General features: G+C 62.4%; 14 protein-coding genes. 4 read left to right on the forward strand and 10 right to left on the reverse strand.

The window, feature by feature from the left end:
- Positions 1 to 33: 33 nt before the first annotated feature.
- Together PQR67_RS04090 and PQR67_RS04095 are read right to left on the reverse strand one after the other, a co-directional pair.
- On the reverse strand, positions 34 to 1035 hold the full coding sequence (locus PQR67_RS04090) for a sterol desaturase family protein (RefSeq protein ID WP_408454758.1): 1002 nt from the start codon (positions 1033 to 1035) through the stop codon (positions 34 to 36).
- Between the two features lie 57 nt (positions 1036 to 1092).
- Positions 1093 to 2112, reverse strand: coding sequence for a YVTN family beta-propeller repeat protein (locus PQR67_RS04095; RefSeq protein ID WP_408454761.1), 1020 nt, complete (start codon positions 2110 to 2112; stop codon positions 1093 to 1095).
- Positions 2113 to 2731: 619 nt separating this feature from the next.
- Here PQR67_RS04095 and PQR67_RS04100 point away from each other — a divergent pair.
- The gene (locus PQR67_RS04100; protein WP_408454764.1) at positions 2732 to 5644 is read left to right on the forward strand and encodes a YadA-like family protein; all 2913 of its coding nucleotides are present in this window, start codon (positions 2732 to 2734) and stop codon (positions 5642 to 5644) included.
- Between the two features lie 248 nt (positions 5645 to 5892).
- On the opposite strand, the gene hrpA is transcribed toward PQR67_RS04100, so the two are convergent.
- Positions 5893 to 10173, reverse strand: a complete 4281-nt coding sequence (gene hrpA / locus PQR67_RS04105) for an ATP-dependent RNA helicase HrpA (protein ID WP_408454767.1) — start codon at positions 10171 to 10173, stop codon at positions 5893 to 5895.
- Between the two features lie 23 nt (positions 10174 to 10196).
- Between hrpA and argA the strand changes: the two genes are divergently transcribed.
- From argA to proP, 3 genes are all read left to right on the forward strand, one after another.
- Positions 10197 to 11585 carry an amino-acid N-acetyltransferase gene (argA, locus tag PQR67_RS04110; RefSeq protein WP_408454770.1) on the forward strand — a complete coding sequence of 463 codons (1389 nt, stop codon included), beginning with the start codon at positions 10197 to 10199 and terminating at the stop codon, positions 11583 to 11585.
- A 55-nt stretch (positions 11586 to 11640) separates the two neighbouring features.
- Positions 11641 to 11916: an oxidative damage protection protein gene (locus tag PQR67_RS04115; RefSeq protein WP_074282891.1), complete on the forward strand. Its 276-nt coding sequence runs from the start codon at positions 11641 to 11643 to the stop codon at positions 11914 to 11916.
- Between the two features lie 691 nt (positions 11917 to 12607).
- Positions 12608 to 14110, forward strand: coding sequence for a glycine betaine/L-proline transporter ProP (gene proP, locus PQR67_RS04120; protein WP_408454773.1), 1503 nt, complete (start codon positions 12608 to 12610; stop codon positions 14108 to 14110).
- 134 nt (positions 14111 to 14244) lie between these two features.
- On the opposite strand, the gene PQR67_RS04125 is transcribed toward proP, so the two are convergent.
- The 7 genes from PQR67_RS04125 to PQR67_RS04155 form a co-directional block, all read right to left on the reverse strand.
- Positions 14245 to 14733, reverse strand: a complete 489-nt coding sequence (locus PQR67_RS04125) for a metallophosphoesterase family protein (RefSeq protein ID WP_408454777.1) — start codon at positions 14731 to 14733, stop codon at positions 14245 to 14247.
- 97 nt (positions 14734 to 14830) lie between these two features.
- Positions 14831 to 15406: a TMEM175 family protein gene (locus tag PQR67_RS04130; protein ID WP_408454780.1), complete on the reverse strand. Its 576-nt coding sequence runs from the start codon at positions 15404 to 15406 to the stop codon at positions 14831 to 14833.
- A 113-nt stretch (positions 15407 to 15519) separates the two neighbouring features.
- Positions 15520 to 15906, reverse strand: a complete 387-nt coding sequence (locus tag PQR67_RS04135; RefSeq protein ID WP_408454783.1) for a DUF488 domain-containing protein — start codon at positions 15904 to 15906, stop codon at positions 15520 to 15522.
- A 142-nt stretch (positions 15907 to 16048) separates the two neighbouring features.
- Positions 16049 to 16366, reverse strand: a complete 318-nt coding sequence (locus PQR67_RS04140; RefSeq protein WP_408454786.1) for a hypothetical protein — start codon at positions 16364 to 16366, stop codon at positions 16049 to 16051.
- Between the two features lie 61 nt (positions 16367 to 16427).
- The gene (locus PQR67_RS04145) at positions 16428 to 16787 is read right to left on the reverse strand and encodes a cupin domain-containing protein (RefSeq protein ID WP_408454789.1); all 360 of its coding nucleotides are present in this window, start codon (positions 16785 to 16787) and stop codon (positions 16428 to 16430) included.
- Between the two features lie 121 nt (positions 16788 to 16908).
- Positions 16909 to 18309 carry an FAD-containing oxidoreductase gene (locus PQR67_RS04150; protein ID WP_408454792.1) on the reverse strand — a complete coding sequence of 467 codons (1401 nt, stop codon included), beginning with the start codon at positions 18307 to 18309 and terminating at the stop codon, positions 16909 to 16911.
- Positions 18310 to 18498: 189 nt separating this feature from the next.
- Entirely contained in the window at positions 18499 to 18687 is a 189-nt protein-coding gene (locus PQR67_RS04155; RefSeq protein ID WP_408454795.1) for a hypothetical protein, read from the reverse strand.
- Between the last annotated feature and the right edge of the window lie 245 nt (positions 18688 to 18932).

Raw genomic sequence — 18932 nt, forward strand, 5'->3', positions numbered from 1 at the left:
CCAGGGAAACCGGCGGCGTGGGAGGAAGAATGCTCAAACTGGCGCGGCGTCGCTGCCTTCGGTGCGGCGGCGCTTCGGCGATAGGCGTTCGGCAATACGTACGAAGGCGAACCAGTGCTGCGCCCAGAAACCGTCACCGTAGCGCCGGCCTTCGAGTTGATCGCGGATGCCGGTCGGTTCCATCTCCCGGCTCCAGGACACGCTGCGAAACAGCATGTCCCACCACGGGAACAGCACGCCGAAATTGCAACCGTAAGTCAGGCCTTCGTGCCCATAGCCGATCGCATGGTGACGGCGATGGAAAGTCGGACTGACCAGCAGGCGCTCGCCGAGCCAGCCGAAGTACAGGCGAATGTTCGCGTGCTGCACGCTCTGCGCCAGGTTCGTAATTGCGACCAGCACGACGAATTGCGACGGCGGCACGCCGATCACCAGTGCGATCACCGCGAAGAACGACGCTTGCAGCAGATCGTCGAGCAGATGGTTACGGTCGTCGGACCACAGCGACATCTGCTGCTGGCTGTGATGCACCGCGTGCAGCTCCCACCACACGCCGATCCGATGCTCCCAGCGGTGGTACCAGTAACCGGCGAAATCGAGTACGAGCAGATACATCACGAACGTGACGAGTGGCTGCGTGGTGACGCCCGGCCACAGATTGTCGAATTCGATATTCGCGATGTTGTGCAGACGCAGCCAGGCCTGAACGGTGTCGAAGAATGGCTGCAACGCAAAAAAGAAAAACAGGTTAAGGATGCCGAGTTTGGCGATCCAGGTATAGATCACGTCGACCCGCACGGCCTTGCGGTTTTCCCACTGCTCCACCGGGCGCAGCGCTTCGAGCGGGCGCAGGATCGCGTACATCGCCAGCACCTCGAAGACGCCTACGAGCACCCAATACAACGCGTCGTAGGTATCTTCGTCGTAGCCCATCAGATCGAAGCGAAACAGCAAAGGCTGCACCACGTCGATGTACAGCAGCGTCTGCACGGCTGAGACGAAGCTGTCGAGTGAGGAAAGAATCAGATGGAACATGGTGCGGGCCTATTGCTTCATTCCTGGCGGTTCGCTGATTACAGCGTCAATACTGTACTAAGCGCCGTTGGGCGCCGTAACCGGCGCGCGATTGAAGAAATAGATACCGTGCGGCGAACGGCCGACGGCAATCGTCTGGATCAGCTTCCGTGTGTTCAGGTCGATGATGCCGACATGCTTCGCGAAGCGGAAGGTAACCCACAGATAGCGTTTGTCGGCGGAAAGTTCCATGTCGTCCGGACCCGGCAACAAACCGGTGATGTCGCCGACGTTGGTGAGCGTGTCTTCGTCGATGATGCTGATGGTGCTCGCGACACGATTCGACACTGCCACATGCTTGCCATCCGCCAGCGAGCGGAAGTTATGCGCGCCCTTGCCCGTCTGGATCGTCTTGACGATTTTCTGGTTGCGCCAGTCGACCACCGCGACGTAATCCGATCCGGTCATGCCGATCAGCAGGTACTTTTCGCCCGGTGTCATCCACAAGCCGGCCGGCACCTTGCCGACTTTCATCTTCCACTTGACCGTTTGCGTGGCCAGATCAATAGCGGCCAGCTCGCCCGATACCTGCAACGTGACGAAAACCGTTTTGTTGTCGTTGGTGAATGCCATGTGGCTCGGCATTACCGCGAGCGGCAGACGCGAAGCCAGCGTCATCTGGTTTTTCTGGCTGTCGTAGTGATAGATGTCGAGACGGTCCAGACGCAGCCCGGTGGTGACGAGCCACTTACGGTCGGGCGAAAAACCGATCTGGTACGGGTCCTCGATGTTCTCGACCCAGCGCTGCACCTGGCCCGACTTGGGATCGACGAACATCAGGTTGTTCGACACCGAGTTGGCGACGATCAGCGACGAATTGTCCGGCGTGGCCATCAGGTGATGTGGTTCTTTACCCGTCGGCACCGTGCCGACGACCTGGCGGGTGGTCTCGTCGATCAGGCTCAGCGTGGCTTCGCCGGAATTGAGCACGATCACGTTGTTGGCGAAAGCCGCCGGAGAAAAAAAGCCTGCGGCCGCGACCAGCGCCGCGCCTGCGGCGAACGTGGCAGTCAAGCCGGGAAGAAAAAATTTACGCATGAAAACTCACTTCGGAGAACAGCCGACATTGTAGAACGTTTGCTCGGGCGAGCGGTTGATGTGGATGCAGGTGCAACGTGCTGAAAAGCGGAAGCCAGAAAGGATGCGAGCACAACCACGATCGGCAAATTCCGCCGCACTGCCGGTATCACACCTCCACCACGTAGGAAAATCTCCACGCAACTTTCATAACGCCATTAATTAATCAAAAAGACGGATTATTACATTCTTAGATTCTTTAATTTCACATAAGACAAACAAAGACTATTCTTTATATTTCTTAACTTTATACATCCGCATAACGATTAATCAAAATAAATTACAATCAATTATTTATTTCCAACCATTTAGGAATTTGCTTATTCCGCCTCTCCCCCGCCACGCCTGACAATCCCGCCGATCATCGCTCATGCACTTAATCCAGTGGATTCAAGAGCGTGAAGCAGGCGATTCGGACGCGCGAAAAATTCAGCGGAACACGCAAAACGGACGACGGAGAAAACCGCGGCCTATATGTTCTTATTTTGTGCGCGACATACCAGGGCGATGACGCCTTATCCGAATCGCCGTGTATTCACGTGCAATCCACGCACGCAATAACCGCGGAGTTTCTGAATAAATGAACAAGATTTACAAATCAGTTTGGTGTGAAGCGACGGGAACGTGGGTAGCGACGTCGGAAACGGCGCGGTCGAAGACGAAACGGGGTGGGTCGGGGAAGCTGGCTATTGCCCAAGTCGTACTGGCAGGAACGGTGTTGGCGGGTGGGGTATCGGCGGCGCATGCTGCAAGCGCTGACTATTACTTCAACGTCAATGGGCTCGCGAACGGCTCCGACAATGCAACGGCAACAGGTTCGAATGCGCTCGCCGCAGGTTCGAATGCTCAAGCCACCGCCAAGGATGCTATCTCGATTGGTACCGGCTCGACTGCGAGCTTTACAGCCGCAGTTTCGATCGGCGCTGGCGCTGCTGCCAACGGACGAAAAGCTATTGCACTGGGCAGTGGCGCAAACGCGGCAGACATGGATGCGGTCGCAATTGGCGATGGCGCGCAAGCCACGGCCGTGAACGCATTTGCTGCAGGCAGTTTCTCCAACGCTGCCGAATCTGGCACAGCAGTTGGCACTGGTGCTCAGGCGGCCAAAAGCGCCACAGCCGTCGGCGTCGACAGCAGCGCTTCGGCCGAGGATTCGGTTGCCATTGGGGATAGCGCAGCAGCCTCGCACGTCAACAGTGTCGCACTGGGCGCGGGCTCAGCCACTACTATCGGCGCTCAAAGCGGATACGCCGCCTACGGCCTGACCACTGCGCAAAACTCAGCCGGCGAAGTCAACGTCGGTAACCGGACCATCACCGGCGTCGCAGCTGGCGCCGCGGACACCGACGCCGTCAACGTGAGCCAACTCAAAGCCGTCGACGGCAAAATCGCCACGGCCACGGCCAATAGCGTCCAGTACGACGCAACGCCCACCGACAAGAGCAGCGTCACGCTCGCCGGCCCGGCATCGACGGACGGCGGCGTAACCGGCGGCACAACGATCACGAACGTGCATCAAGGCACGGTTTCCGCTACCAGCACCGACGCCGTCAATGGCGCTCAGCTTTACAGCATCGCCGGCGATACCAGCGCTAACTATGTCCAGGATAACGGCACCGGCGTCAAATACGTCCGCACCAACGATACCGGCTTGACGCCAGACGATGCACACGCAACAGGTAGCGGATCATCGGCGATCGGTTACAACGCGCAATCGACCGGCGCAAGTTCGGTTGCTGCAGGCGCAAACGCCGTCGCTGGCGCCGACTACTCGTCGGCATTCGGCCACAAAGCTCGGGCTGGAGCCGTCAATGCGGTAGCAATCGGCAATATGGCAGACGCAGCGGGCATGGCAGCGGTGGCGATCGGCAGCGGATCGAATGCGTCCGACTTCGGTTCAGTTGCATTCGGCGCCTATTCCGCCGCAGGCAGCATGGGCACCGCTATCGGCGCGTATTCGACCGTGACCGGCGCCAACTCCGTTGCGTTGGGCCAAAGCTCGCTCGCCGACCGCGCCAACACCGTTTCCGTCGGCTTCGCGGGTAGCGAGCGCCAGATCACCAACGTCGCTGACGGCACCGAGGGCACCGACGGCGTCAACGTGCGCCAGTTACAGGCCGCGATCACCGCAGCCACCTCCAGCGAGACGCGCTACTTCAAAGCCAATGGCAACAACGACGGCACCGACGACGCAGTCGCGACGGGCACTCGCGCTGTCGCGATGGGTCCCACCGCAAGCGCGTCTGGCTCAAACGCATTTGCCGGCGGCAATGCTGCGTATGCCAGCGGCGACGACAGCGTCGCCATCGGCAATAAGGCCGAGGCCAATGGCGACGACTCAGTTGCCATCGGCGCCAATTCCGTCGCCGGCCACGATCCGCTCGCCCTGACCGACCCGGGCTACACCGGCGCTACCGCCATCGGCGCCGGCGCACAAGCCGTCGCCCAGAGCAGCACGGCGATCGGCAACCTCGCCACTGCCAGCGCCACCGGTTCCGTCGCACTCGACCAAGGCTCGATCGCCGATCGTGACAACACCGTATCGGTCGGCTCAGCCGGAGCGGAACGCCAGATCACCAACGTAGCCGCCGGCGTGCAAGGCACCGACGCCGTCAACGTCAACCAGTTGAACGCGGTCGCCAGCCAGGGCGCAGCCACCGCCGCCAAGCTCGACGGCGCCGTCATGTACGACACCAACGCCGACGGCAGCGTCAACAAGAACAGCGTCACACTCGGCGATGCAGCCAGTGGCGGCACGGTCATTCACAACGTCGCCGACGGTGTGGACGCAAGCGATGCTGTCAACCTCGGCCAACTGAACGCGGCAATCGGCAACGCCGTCCAGAACATCACCGTGAACCCGAACGTGCCGTTCTTCAGCGCCGACGGCAACACCGACACGGAAGGTGCACAGGCTTCGGGCACGCATTCGGTCGCCGTGGGCGCCAACGCCAATGCCACCGGCACGAACGCCGTCGCCATGGGCGCGAACTCGGTCGCTAGCGGCAACAACGCCACGGCGCTTGGCGCTTCGGCGAACGCCAGCGCCGACAACTCGGTCGCGCTGGGTCAAGGTTCAGTCGCGGATCGGGCAAACACGGTATCCGTCGGCGCAGCTGGCCAGGAGCGTCAGATCACCAACGTCGCGGCCGGCGTGCAAGGCACGGACGCGGTCAACGTCAATCAGTTGCAGCAGAGCATGAGCGGCGCAGTTGGCCAGGCGAACAGCTACACCGACGACCAGATCCGCTCGGCACGCCGCGATTCGTATGGCGGCACGGCGTCGGCGCTGGCTGCTGCAGGCTTGCCTCAAGCGGTCTTGCCGGGTCACGGCATGGTGGCGATTGCGGGTGGCACGTATGGCGGCCAGTCGGCGATGGCCATCGGCGTGTCGCAGTTGTCGGAAACCGGCAAATGGGTCTACAAGGTGCAAGGTACGACCGACTCACGCGGTCAGTTCGGCGCGTCGGTTGGCGCCGGCATGCACTGGTAAAACTTTGGCAAGAAGCGTGACCGGCTCGATCTGAGCCAGTCACGCTGAAGTCAATAGCGTTGCTGTACTAGCAGCGAGCAGGCGCGGGTCCGAAAGGGCCTCCGCCCTTTGCGCGTGATGTCACTCTCAAAAGGAGCGGTGTCGCGCGCTTTTTTGTCCGCGCTGCAAAAGCGTTGCAGCCAGCGACCCGCGCCGCCCAGATCGAGCGGGAGCGGGCACCTCTACGGCGCCCCCATCCCACCCTCCTCTCAGCGCTGCATCGATTCCCACACTTTGTAGAGACGCTTCACCGACACAGGCATCGGCGTACGCAACTCCTGTGCGAACAGCGAAATCCGCAATTCCTCCAGAAGCCAGCGAAACTCCGACAACCGCGTATCCAGCACACCACCCCGCTGCGCCAGCGCGCGCTGGTAGTTCTGCAACAGCGGCTGGAGTTCGGCGAACTGCCGCGCATCGCGGGCGGAGTCTGCCTTCAGCTTGTCGATACGCAGCGCAATGCCCTTCAGGTAGCGCGGGAAATGCGCCAACTGCGTATACGGCGTATCAACCACGAAGCGTTTGCCAATCAGACTATCCAACTGGTTCTGCATGTCCGCATGCGCGGCCGTGAACGACTTCGCCTGCGCCAGCTTTTTCGTCACTGTCGCGTATTCGCCGAGAATCTGTCCGACGAGGCGGGCAATCTCCTGAGCCAACAAAGTCAGACGGCTGCGGCCTTCGTCGCGACGAGTATGGAAACTGACGTCATCGGCGGGCAGCGGGTCCTGCAGACAGGCGCGGTCGAGCGCGGTATCGATCAGTTGATCGCGCAACTCCTCCTGAGTGCCGCGCGGCATGAACTGCATCGCCATTTCGCGCAAACCCGGGAGATTTTTCTCCAGGTACTTGATCGGCTCTTTCAATTGCAACGCGAACAATCGTCGCAGCCCTGCGCGATGAATCCGTGCGGCTTCGTCCGGTGAATCGAATACTTCGACGTCACAATGCGTGCCGCGATCCACCAGCGCCGGATAGCCGAACAACGTCTGACCGCCGCGGCGAATTTCCAGCAACTCGGGGAGCTTGCCGAAATTCCACGTCGTGAGTTTTTCGTACAGCGCTGTACCCAGTGCGCCATCTTGCGACGCGGTTTGTGGACCAGGCGCCGCACCGCTCTTGCCTCGCTGCGCCGCACCGCTTGCCGCGCCGGCTGCTCCGCCAGCTTGCGTGGCAGCGGCCACGCCGCCACCGCCGCCCGCATCCGCCAACGCCGCCCCAGCCGCACTCGACGCAATCTTCTGGAAGTGCTGCTGTGCCTGGCCACCGAGTTCAGCGCGCAGTTGCGACATATTGCGGCCCATCGCGAGCTGCCGCCCATGCTCGTCGACAACCTTGAAGTTCATGAACAGATGGGGCGTCAACGTTTCGAGCTTGAAGTCCGATTGCTTCATCGCGACCTGGGTCTGCTCGCGAACATCGGCAATCAGCGATTCGAGCAAACCGCCCGCGCCGAAACGCGGCCCACTATGCCGATCGACGAAACCCGCCGCGAACTCAGGCAGCGGCACGCAATGGCGTCGCAACTTCTGCGGCAACGATTTCAGCAACAGTTGCGCCTTCTCTTTCAGCATGCCCGGAACCAGCCACTCGCAGCGGCGCGCGTCGACCTGATTCAGCGCATACAGCGGCACCGCGAGCGTCACGCCGTCGCGCGGCGAACCGGGTTCGAAGTGATACGTGAGCGCCATCTCGACGCCTGCCATCGTCATCCGCTTCGGGAACAGATCGGTTGTCACGCCGGCGGCTTCATGCCGCATCAGATCGTCACGCGACAGATACAGCAGCCGCAATTTGTCTTCCGGCTGGCCGCTCTTCCTGACCTCGTCGCGATACCAGCGCTCGAACGACGCACCCGTGTAAATGCCCTGCGGCAGCGCCTGATCGTAGAAGCCAAAAATCAGTTCGTCGTCGACCAGCACATCCTGACGGCGCGACTTGTGTTCCAGTTGCTCGATATCGGCGAGCAGCTTGCGATTGTGCGCAAAGAACGCGAGCTTCGTGTCGAACTCACCCTCCACCAGCGCACCGCGAATGAACAGCTCGCGCGCCCGCGCCGGGTCCTGTTTACCGAAGCTCACACGCCGCCGGTGATAGATCGGCAGGCCGTACAACACCGCGCGCTCGAACGCCGACACCTGCGCCGCGCGCTTTTCCCAATGCGGCTCGGACAGTGATTTCTTCAGCAGATGCTCGCCGATCTTTTCGATCCATTCCGGCTCGATCTTCGCGATGCAGCGTGCGTACAGACGGCTCGTCTCGACCAGTTCCGCGGCCATCACCCACTTCCCGGCCTTCTTCACCAGCGCCGAGCCCGGCCAGAGGTAGAACTTGATGCTGCGTGCGCCGAGGAAGTACGGTTCGTCGTCGGCTTTGAGGCCGATGTTGCCGAGCAAGCCGGTCAACAACGCGAGATGAATCTGCTCGAAAGTCGCTTCGGCCTCGTTCAGCCGCCAGCCATGCTCGCGCACCACGGTCAGCAGTTGCGAATGCACATCGCGCCACTCACGCAACCGCAGTTGCGACAGAAAATTCTTGCGGCATTCGTCGTGCAACTGCTTGTTCGACTTCTTGTGCGCGATCGCTTCTTCGAACCAGTTCCAGATCTTCAGCCATTGCAGGAATTCGGAACGCTCGTCGGCGAACCGGCGATGCGCCTGGTCGGCCTGCTCCTGCGCTTCGATCGGCCGGTCACGCGGATCTTGCACCGACAATGCGCTGGCGATAATCAGCACTTCCTTCAACGCCTGCTGATCGCGCGCGGCGAGAATCATCCGGCCGACGCGCGGGTCGAGCGGCAGGCGCGCGAGTTCGCGGCCGAGCGGCGTGAGCTGGTTGTCGTCGTCGACGGCGCCGAGTTCGTTGAGCAGCTGGTAGCCGTCGGCGATGGCACGGCCGGGCGGCGGCTCGATGAACGGGAAGGTTTCGATCGCCGTCAGATGCAGCGACTTCATGCGCAGAATCACCGACGCCAGCGACGAGCGCAAAATCTCAGGATCGGTGAAACGCACGCGGCCCTGGTAGTCGCTGTCTTCGTACAGACGAATACAGATGCCATCCGCGACCCGGCCGCAACGCCCTGCCCGCTGATTCGCGGCGGCCTGCGAAATCGACTCGACTTGCAACTGCTCGACCTTGTTACGATACGAGTAGCGCTTCACGCGCGCGAGGCCCGTATCGACCACATAGCGAATCCCCGGCACCGTCAGCGAAGTTTCGGCGACGTTGGTGGCCAAAACGATGCGCCGCGCGTTCGAGGTGCGGAACACGCGTTCCTGCTCGGCCGCGGACAAGCGCGCGAACAGCGGCAGAATTTCCGTGTGCGGCGGGTGATGCTTGCGCAGCGCCTCGGCGGCATCGCGAATCTCACGCTCGCCGGGCAAAAAAACCAGCACGTCGCCGGGACCTTCGCGGCACAGTTCGTCGACCGCGTCGACGATCGCTTCCATCAGGTCGCGATCCGTCTCGCGTTGCGTCTTCGGCCTTTCGCGCGACGACGATGCGGAAGAACCTTCCGCCGCCTTCACGGCCGGGCTGTCTTCCGCAACCGGGCGATAGCGCACTTCGACCGGATACAGACGACCGCTCACTTCGATCACCGGCGCGGGCTTTTCTTCGCTGCCGAAATGGCGCGCGAAACGATCCGCGTCGATCGTCGCCGAGGTCACGATCAGTTTCAGATCGGGGCGCTTGACGAGGATTTCCTTCAGATAACCCAGCAGAAAATCGATGTTCAGGCTGCGCTCGTGCGCTTCGTCGATGATCAGCGTGTCGTAGGCTTTCAGCAGCGGATCGGTCTGCGTTTCGGCGAGCAGAATACCGTCGGTCATCAACTTGACCGACGCGCCCGGCGACAGATTGTCGGTGAAGCGCACCTTGTAGCCGACTACTTCGCCGAATGGCGTACCGAGTTCTTCGGCGATACGGCGGCCCGTTGCCGACGCGGCGATCCGGCGCGGCTGCGTATGGCCGATCAAACCGCTACCGCCCGCGCCTAGGCCACGCCCCAGTTCGAGGCAGATTTTCGGCAACTGGGTGGTCTTACCCGAACCGGTCTCGCCGCAGACGATCACGACCTGATTCTTCGCAATAGCGCGCGCGATCTCCTCGCGGCGGCCAGACACCGGCAACGCTTCGGGGAAGGTGATCGGCGGAATGGGATTCGGTTCGACCACGCGCTGAACGCGCGGCGGACGTGGTTCGCGGCGTTCGTTGCGCGCGGCATCGCCGTGCGGCGGCTGTTTGCGCCCCTCATGAGCGTTTTTCGGCGCCTGCGCGCCCGCCTCCCGGCGCGTGCCCCGCGGCGGATTTTTTTTCTGTGCAGACGAGTCCGCACCCGGCGCGGCTCGCCGCGGTTCGCGCGCCGTTTCCGGCGTGTGGCGGTTGGCGTCCGGCGCTTCGCGGCGCTCTGCGTCGCCGGGCTTCACCTGATCGGCGGCCGGCGCAGTATTCTCGTTCGCCGGAGCGGGATTTCTGGGTACATTCGACATGGGGGCGCATTATAATCCCCGGCATGAATTCCCAAACCGACCTCGTCCCCGCGCCCGCGAGTGTTCCTGCCCCCGCCGGAGCAACGGAAGACCTCGCCCAGCACGCGCAATTCGTCGACTGGATGCGCTCAGTCGCCCCTTACATCCATGCGTTCCGTAACAAGACGTTTGTCGTCGGTTTCGGCGGCGAAGTGGTGCATCAGGGGCTCCTGAACGCACTCGTGTCCGATATCGCGCTGCTGCAGGCCATGGGCATCCAGATCGTGCTGGTGCACGGCTCGCGACCGCAGGTCGAAGAGCAGATGAGCCTCCATGGCGTGGAATCCGAGTTTTCGCACGGCATGCGCATTACCGACGCGCGTGCTTTGGAGTCCGCGAAAGAAGCGGCCGGCGAAGTGCGTCTGGATATCGAGGCGGCGATCAGCCAGGGCTTGCCGAACACGCCGATGGCGCACGCGCACATCAGCGTGGTGTCCGGCAACTTCGTAACGGCGCGCCCGGTCGGCATTCTGGACGGCGTCGATTTCGCCCACACCGGCGTGGTGCGCAAGATCGACGCAGATTCGATCCGCCATTCGCTCGCGAGCCGCAAGCTCGTGCTGCTCTCGCCGCTCGGTTTTTCGCCGACCGGCGAGGCTTTCAATCTGTCGATGGAAGACGTCGCCTCGGCGGCGGCCATTGCGCTGCGCGCCGACAAGATCGTGTTTCTGACCGAAACGCCGGGCTTGATGGAAACCGGCGAAGAAGGTCCTGAACTGGTCCGCGAACTGTCGCTCGACGACGCCTACAAGCTGCATGAAAGCGGCGAAGTCACCGGCGACGCAGGTTTCTATCTGAAGCATTCGATCCGTGCCTGCCGCGGCGGCGTGGCGCGGGCGCACATCATCCCCTACGCGCTCGACGGCAGCCTGCTGCTCGAACTGTTCCTGCACGACGGTGTGGGCACGATGATCTCGTACGAGAACCTCGAAAGCCTGCGCGAAGCGACGCCGGACGACGTCGGCGGCATTCTCTCGCTGATCGAGCCGCTCGAATCCGACGGCACCCTGGTGCGGCGAGGCCGCCACCAGATCGAACGGGACATCGACCATTTCTCGGTGATCGAGCACGATGGCGTGCTGTTCGGCTGCGCGGCGCTGTACCCGTATCCGCAGGAGCGCATCGGCGAAATGGCCTGCCTGACCGTGGCGCCTGAAGCGCAAGGCACCGGCGACGGCGAGCGCCTGCTCAAGCGCATCGAACAACGCGCGCGGGCACGCGGCCTTACGCGCATTTTCGTGCTCACCACGCGTACCGAACACTGGTTCCTCAAGCGCGGCTTCGTCAAGGTCACGGTCGACGACCTGCCGGAAGACCGCCGCCGACTCTATAACTGGCAGCGCAAATCGCTCGTGCTGATGAAACAGCTCTGAGCGGCCCCATATAAAGCGACTGCCCGCCCCCACACCGATATAGGAGAAGCACAGCATGACTCGTATGGTTCAATGCGCGAAGCTCGGCAAGGAAGCCGAAGGCCTCGATTTCCCGCCGCTGCCGGGCGAACTCGGCAAGCGGATCTACGAAGGCATTTCGAAGGAAGCCTGGCAGGCCTGGTTGAAGCAGCAAACCATGCTGATCAACGAAAACCGCCTGAACATGGCCGATCCGCGCGCACGTCAATATCTGATGAAGCAGACCGAAAAGTTCTTCTTCGGCGAAGGCGCGGATACGGCGCAGGGTTACGTGCCGCCGGCTGCTGAATAGGTCACGCGCGCTGAGCCTCACTTTTGCCACCCCGGCAAAAGCGGTTCAATGCAAAAAACCGCGCCGCGTGCGCGGTTTTTTTTCGTCCCGCGAGACTCGCGGACTCTCCAGACAGTCCATTTTCAACATTTTTTAAGTCTTTTTTTCATACCGCCGCGATCCGCCGAATCCCCCACCCCGCAAGGGATTGAGCGCCTTTCCGGAGCCGCTCGCCGCCCCCTGCGTTTGCACGATCCTCTGTCATCGTGCTAACATGTGCCTCGTTCCAACAGCAATTCACCTTCATTCGCGTTCTTTTCGAACTGGTTCACCGTGCCTTTTCCGGCACGCCGCCACACTGAACTGAACAGTTTTTATACAAGAAGGCTTGTCGGTCGTTTCCCCGCCAGATCTCATCCATGAGCGGCGATCCAGCACCGGCCTTTTTCGTTTCAAGCCTTCCAGCGGCGCGTGGGCCAGCTTCCAGCCACCCCAGCGCCCTCATGCATCTGCCCCCCTTCCACGGCCACGCAGATGCAACAGTCAGCACAATCTAGACGAGTGTTTTTTCGCGAATCGTTCGCGAGGCACGGGCGTTTTATTTTCTTTTTCACGCCCATTTCTTTTGTCTCCGGACGAAAGAGACGCCATCGCGCTGCTCGCGAAACTGCACTTCCCCAGCACCCGTGGCGGAACGTTCATGCGCTTTTTCATGAGTTTCGTCGCAGTCATTGGAGTTTTCACCTTGACCGCTTCCAGCAACGGCTTCTGGCGACATCACAAAGAAGAACAACGCCTCTCGCTCGACGACATCACCGTCGTCGATAAATCTCTCCTCAAGCGGGCCGTCGGCGCCATGGCGCTCGGCAACGCGATGGAATGGTTCGATTTCGGCGTGTACAGCTATATCGCTGTCACGCTCGGCAAAGTGTTCTTCCCGTCGTCGAGCCCGTCCGCCCAGTTGCTCGCCACCTTCGGCACATTTGCCGCGGCGTTCCTGGTGCGGCCGATCGGCGGCATGGTGTTCGGGCCGCTGGGTGACCGCATCGGCCGTCAGCGCGTGCTGGCCATGACCATGATCATGATGGCCGCCGGCACCCTCGCGATTGGCCTGATTCCGAGCTACGCGACGATCGGCATTTTTGCGCCAGTGTTGCTGCTGGTCGCGCGTCTGGTGCAAGGTTTCTCGACAGGCGGTGAATACGGCGGTGCCGCGACCTTCATCGCGGAATTCTCGACGGACAAGCGCCGCGGTTTCATGGGCAGCTTCCTCGAGTTCGGCACGCTGATCGGCTACGTGCTCGGCGCGGGGACGGTCACGGTCCTGACGGCGACGCTGTCGACCGACGCACTGCTCTCGTGGGGCTGGCGTGTGCCGTTCCTGATCGCGGGTCCGCTGGGCCTGATCGGCCTGTACATCCGGATGAAGCTCGAGGAAACGCCCGCGTTCAAGAAGCAGGCCGAGCAACGCGAAGCTGAAGACAAGGCGATTCCGAAGCAGTCTTTCCGCGAATTGCTGATGCAACAGTGGAAGCCGCTTCTGCTGTGCGTCGGTCTCGTGCTGATCTTCAACGTCACCGATTACATGGCGCTCTCGTATCTGCCGAGCTATCTGTCGGCCACGCTGCACTTCAACGAAACGCACGGTCTGTTCCTCGTGCTGCTCGTGATGGTGCTGATGATGCCGATGACGCTGGCAGCCGGCCGCCTGTCCGATACGATCGGCCGCAAGCCCGTGATGCTGTTTGGTTGCGTGGGGCTGTTCGTACTGTCGATTCCCGCGCTGTTGCTGATTCGCATGGGCGCGATGCTGCCGGTGTTCGGCGGCCTGATGATTCTCGGCGTGTTGCTGTCGTGCTTCACCGGCGTGATGCCGTCGGCGCTGCCGGCGCTGTTCCCGACGAAGATCCGCTACGGCGCGCTCGCGATCGGTTTCAACATTTCGGTGTCGCTGTTCGGCGGAACGACGCCGCTCGTGACGGCCTGGCTGGTCGAGAGCACCGGCAACCTGATGATGCCCGCGTACTACCTGATGGGCGCGTCGCTGATCGGTATCGTCTCGGTGCTCGCGCTGCGTGAAACGGCCCGCAAGCCGCTGCTCGGCTCGGGTCCGTGCGTGGCGACGCGTGCGGAAGCACATGCGGTGCTGCGCGGCGAGCGTGAGGCGGCGGAGATGGATGAACGCTACGCGGCCGCGGCCACTGCACGGGCCTGATTCCGGGTTGCGCGGTAGCTAACCGCCGGAGTTGTATGCGTGCCACTCGCGGTTAGCGGTTAGCAGCAGGCAACCACCGAAATTCGCGTTAGCGTGTCCGAAAACGGGCCGGCAGATTTTTGCCGGCCCGTTTTTTATGCCACCAGTGACTCGAACGTCGCGCTTGCATGGCTGCCTTCAATGATTAGCATGCCGGCGGAAATCGGCAGCTTGAAACGCCTCGGCCCGGCACTCCCTGGATTGACGAACAGCACGCCATCGCGCTCGCTGATCGCGGGCTTATGCGAGTGCCCGGTCACGACGACGTCGATACCTTCTCGACGCGGATCGTCACCCACATCGGCGATGTCGTGCACAACCAGGATCGTCACCTGTTGCACGGTCAGCTTGACGTGGGTCGGCAGCGAGGCAACGGCCTCCCCGATGTCGTTATTGCCGCGCACGGCGGTGAGCGGCGCGATCCGCGCGAGTGCATCGAGCACCGCCTGATTGCAGATGTCGCCCGCGTGAATAATCGCATCGCACCCGGCGAGGTATTGCAGGGCTTCAGGACGCACGAGATTATGCGTGTCGGAGATCAGACCGATTCGAGTGACCTGCGAGCGGTGGGTAGGCGAGGTCATGACACCAGGTATCGGCCGACCGGCCCTGGTCTGCCTGCAGCGGTTCGGCGGGTTCCCGTGGCAGCGCCACCGGCGCGCTTCGTGCGCAGCAACATGCTCACGCTTCCATCAGGTGTTCGATACGGCGGTCTGGCACCAGCCACCACGCCGCGGCCAGCGTATAGAGCGCAGCCGAGAGCCACGGCTGAACGAATGCCAGCGCCATGCCGGCCAGATAGATCACGACCGAGACTTTGCCCTTGAAATCGTTGCCGACCGCCTTCGCAATCGTCGACTCCGTGCCGTGCTCGCGGATCAGCACGCGGGTCAGAATGAAATACGCGATCGCCGACATGAACAGCACGGCGCCATACATCGCTGTCGGCCAGGCGGCGAGATGATTCTCGCCGACCCAATGCGTGACGGCCGGCAGCAGCGACAGCCAGAACAACAGATGGAGATTGGCCCACAACACCGCGCCGTTGACCTTCTGCACGGCATGGAACATGTGGTGGTGATTGTTCCAGTAGATGCCGACGTAAATGAAGCTCAGCACGTACGCGCAGAACACGGGGATCACGGGGCGCAGCGCGGCGAGATCGTAGCCGTCCGGCACCTTCAATTCGAGCACCATGATCGTGATGATGATGGCGATCACGCCATCGCTGAAGGCTTCGACGCGTCCCTTGCCCATCGGTCGGTTTCCTGATTGTGTAGTCGCGGTTGTGAAGCCCGGTCAGGCCCGCACGCCGCCGATTATCGGCGATGACAACGGGACTTGTCGAATGCCGGCCGCGCAGACACGCCTCACCGGATCAGCGCTCCCCGCTCGTTTAACAATTGACGAAGAATGCTGCGATGGCACCGATTTTCATCCTCGCAGTAGCAGCCTACGGAAAAGTTTGTCGTCTTTGACAATGCGGCAAGCAGGTCCAACACCTTGCCGGTATCGCTATCGTTCATCTGCGCGCGGAATTTCTTCGCAAACGCGGTCCACTCGGCGTCGCTGGCGGCCGCCTTGGCTTCTTTTATCAAGTCCGCATCGGGCGACAGATTGGGCAGCCACACATCGTAATAGTCGCGGGTGGCGAATTCCGTCCGGGGTACGCCGCGCGGCGGCCGCCGAACGGTGCCGATCCGCAGGCCTTCGTCGGCTGCTCTCGGCGAACCAAGCTGGACAATACGCACGCTCATGTTGTTTCCCCGATTGTTGTTTGCCCGATTCGTGACGGACTCGCGAGCGTCCTGCGGCTGGTCGGCGTCGGACCGATGCCGGGCCAATCCAGGCCGGGCCGGGCCAATCGCCGCCGTTCGCCGGTGGTTCCGCGATGCAGGCTTAACGCCTCAGGCCCTTCATCGCCTCGATTTCCATGGCTGCGGTCCGCTCTTCGCTGGCTTCGATCGGGTCCATCGACTCGTCGATCGAAGCCGCCGCACGCTCCGCGAACGCTTTCGTTTCGTCGAAAACGGGATCGAATTCCGCGTCGTCATCGTCCGGCGGTTCCAGCATGTCGCGAAGCATAGCCGCCAGCTCCGGCGTGTCCCACGCCGCGCCCTGCTGCTTTTGCTTCTTGATGTAATGTCTGACTTCCGCGTCCTGTTCCGGGGTCAACGGAAGACCGCGGAACGTGCTGTTGGGTTCGGCATCATTCATGATCTCGCTCCAGGATACGTGCCAGTTCGAGTGTAATCCCGTTCTGGTGGCGTAATCTCAGCTATCGGTCATTGCTCGTCAATCTGCCTGGCGTGTACACCGCCAGCCATACGCTCGGCTGTGCGTCGCTGGTCCACGCTACCCGGTGCCGGCAATGCGCGTCGATCAGCACGTGGTCGCCCGGTTTCATCGGATACGGCTCACGCTCGCCTTCGAATTCGAGCGTCGCCGCCCCGCTCAGCAGCACGACCCACTCGGCGCGCGGACTGTCGTACCAGAAGTCCGGCGGGCTTGCGTGGCCTCTCGAGACGATCCGCTCGATGCTCACGCCGGCTTCTTCCACGAGCGCGTCCACTTGCTCGTCAGGGCCTGCCGGTGCGCTGAGATCGAAGATATTGCCGCTGCTGCTCACGCGTTTCATCTTTTTTGCTCCGGATAGGTTCGCTACCACGGTCCGCTGCGCGCCCTCCTGGCAATCGTGGCCCATTGCGGCTCATTGCGGCTCATTGCGCCCATCAGCCGGACGCCGCCGGGCGCATCGCTCATTTCATCGGCTTGAGCCCGTCGAGCAAGGTCGGCACCAGTTCGCTGATAGTCGGGTGAATGTGCATGGCGTACTGCAAGGTCGGATACGGCGCGCCGGCGGTCATGATGTCGATGAACGTATGCAGCGCTTCGTCGCCTTCGATGCCATGAATCGCCGCGCCAAGAATCTGCTTGCTCTGTGCGTCGACCAGCACCTTCATGAACCCGTCGGTCTCGCCGCGTTCGCGGGCGCGGCCCACCCGCGTCATCGGCATGGTGGCGATCAGCGCGTCGCGTCCTGCCTTGCGCACGTCGGCCTCCGAGAGCCCGACGCGCGCGAGCGGCGGGTCGACAAACACCGCGTACGCCATGATCCGCGTGTCGACGCTGCGCGTGCCGCCGTCGAGCAGATTGGCCGCAACGATCTGAAAATCATCGTAGGACGTGTGGGTAAAGGCGCCTCGTCCGTTGATGTCGCCGATCGCCCAGACGCCCGGCACGTTGGTACGCAACTGGCCGTCGACGGGAACCGTGCCGTGCTTGTCCGTCGCAATGCCGGCGGCGTCGAGGCCGAGGTCGTCGGTATTCGGTTCACGCCCGGTGGCGAACAGCACGTGCGACGCTTCGAGCGCGGGGATGTTCTGCTCGAAGCCGATACACACCTCGTTCTCGTGATGCGGATGCGGCTCGACCCGTGAGGGTTGCACGCCGAACATAAACTCGACGCCCTCGCGCGCCAGCACCTTCTGCACGGAGTCGGCGAAGTCGGCATCCTCGCGCGTGAGCAGGCGCTCGCCGCGCACCAGTACCGTCACCCGGCTGCCGAACCGGCGAAAAATCTGCGCGAATTCGAGCGCGATATAGCTGCCGCCGACGATCGCCAGATGGTCCGGCAATTCCGTCAGTTCGAGCAGATTGGAGTTGGTGTAGTAGCGAATTCGCTCGAGCCCTTTGAGCGCCGGCACGACCGCGCGCGTGCCGGTATTGATGAAGATTTCGTCGGCGCTCAGTTCGTGGAGCACGCTGCCGTCCGGGCCGCTGATGGCGAGCGCATGCGCGCCGGTGAAGCGCGCGTGGCCGTTGAAGACGGTGACGTTGTCTGCGCCGCGCAGCCATTTCTCGACACCGTCGCGCGCCTCGCCGATGATCCTGTCCTTGCGCGCCTTGACCGCTTCCAGATCGACGCTGACCGCGCCGCTCACCTGCACGCCCAGATCCGCGGCATGACGCGCCACGTGGGCTGCGCGGGCGCTCGCCACATACGACTTGGTCGGTGTACAGCCGACATTCACGCAAGTCCCGCCGAAAGCCGCGCGCTCGATGACCGCGGTTTTACGCCCGCTTTGACCGAGACGCACGGCGAGCGGACCACCGCCCTGTCCCGTGCCGATCACAACTGCGTCGAAGTGCTGTGGCATGGCAAATCTCCCGAGGCTGGGGGTGCTGGTCGTAGCATCTTACGCTCAGCGCCTCAGGTTGCCTTTGTCGCCCTTTCTGATCGTTTCGGTTGCGCAGTGCAAGTGGTGGGACTGGCTTGCGATCCCGGTTCGCAGCGACAGTGGATCAGCGCAGGCCGATTGGCGTGGATTACACCTGATGGATGACGTTCAGGCGTGGCAGTGCACCGCACAGATCAATTCGCGCGAGCGTTGCAGCGCGGCTTGCGCGCCACGCGTCGCAACGACCCAACCGACCTGCCCGAGGTTGAAATCCTGCGACACCATCACCTGCATGAGGGCGACCATCGGCAGAACCACCGATGGCCGATAAAGCTGGTTCGTAATCAAGCTTGGCATAACGGCTCCCATCGCGCGGCGCCGCTTCGGCACGGCGCGGAAATGACATTCGATGGGAGGATTCTAGGGAGACTCGAGGCGCGGATAAATACCAGGAACGCGAAGGCACTTGTTCGTCAAACTGAACAATCGAATCCGGGCGCCCGCGGGATCAGGGTGATTGGATAACCCGCCTGCCGACGGGGTTTTGGGGGGGGGGGGGGGGGGGGGGGGGGGGCCCCCCCCCCCCCCCCCCCCCCCCCCCC

It is taken from the genome of Paraburkholderia fungorum, assembly GCF_046026025.1.
GTDB classification, from domain to species: Bacteria; Pseudomonadota; Gammaproteobacteria; order Burkholderiales; family Burkholderiaceae; genus Paraburkholderia; species Paraburkholderia fungorum_E.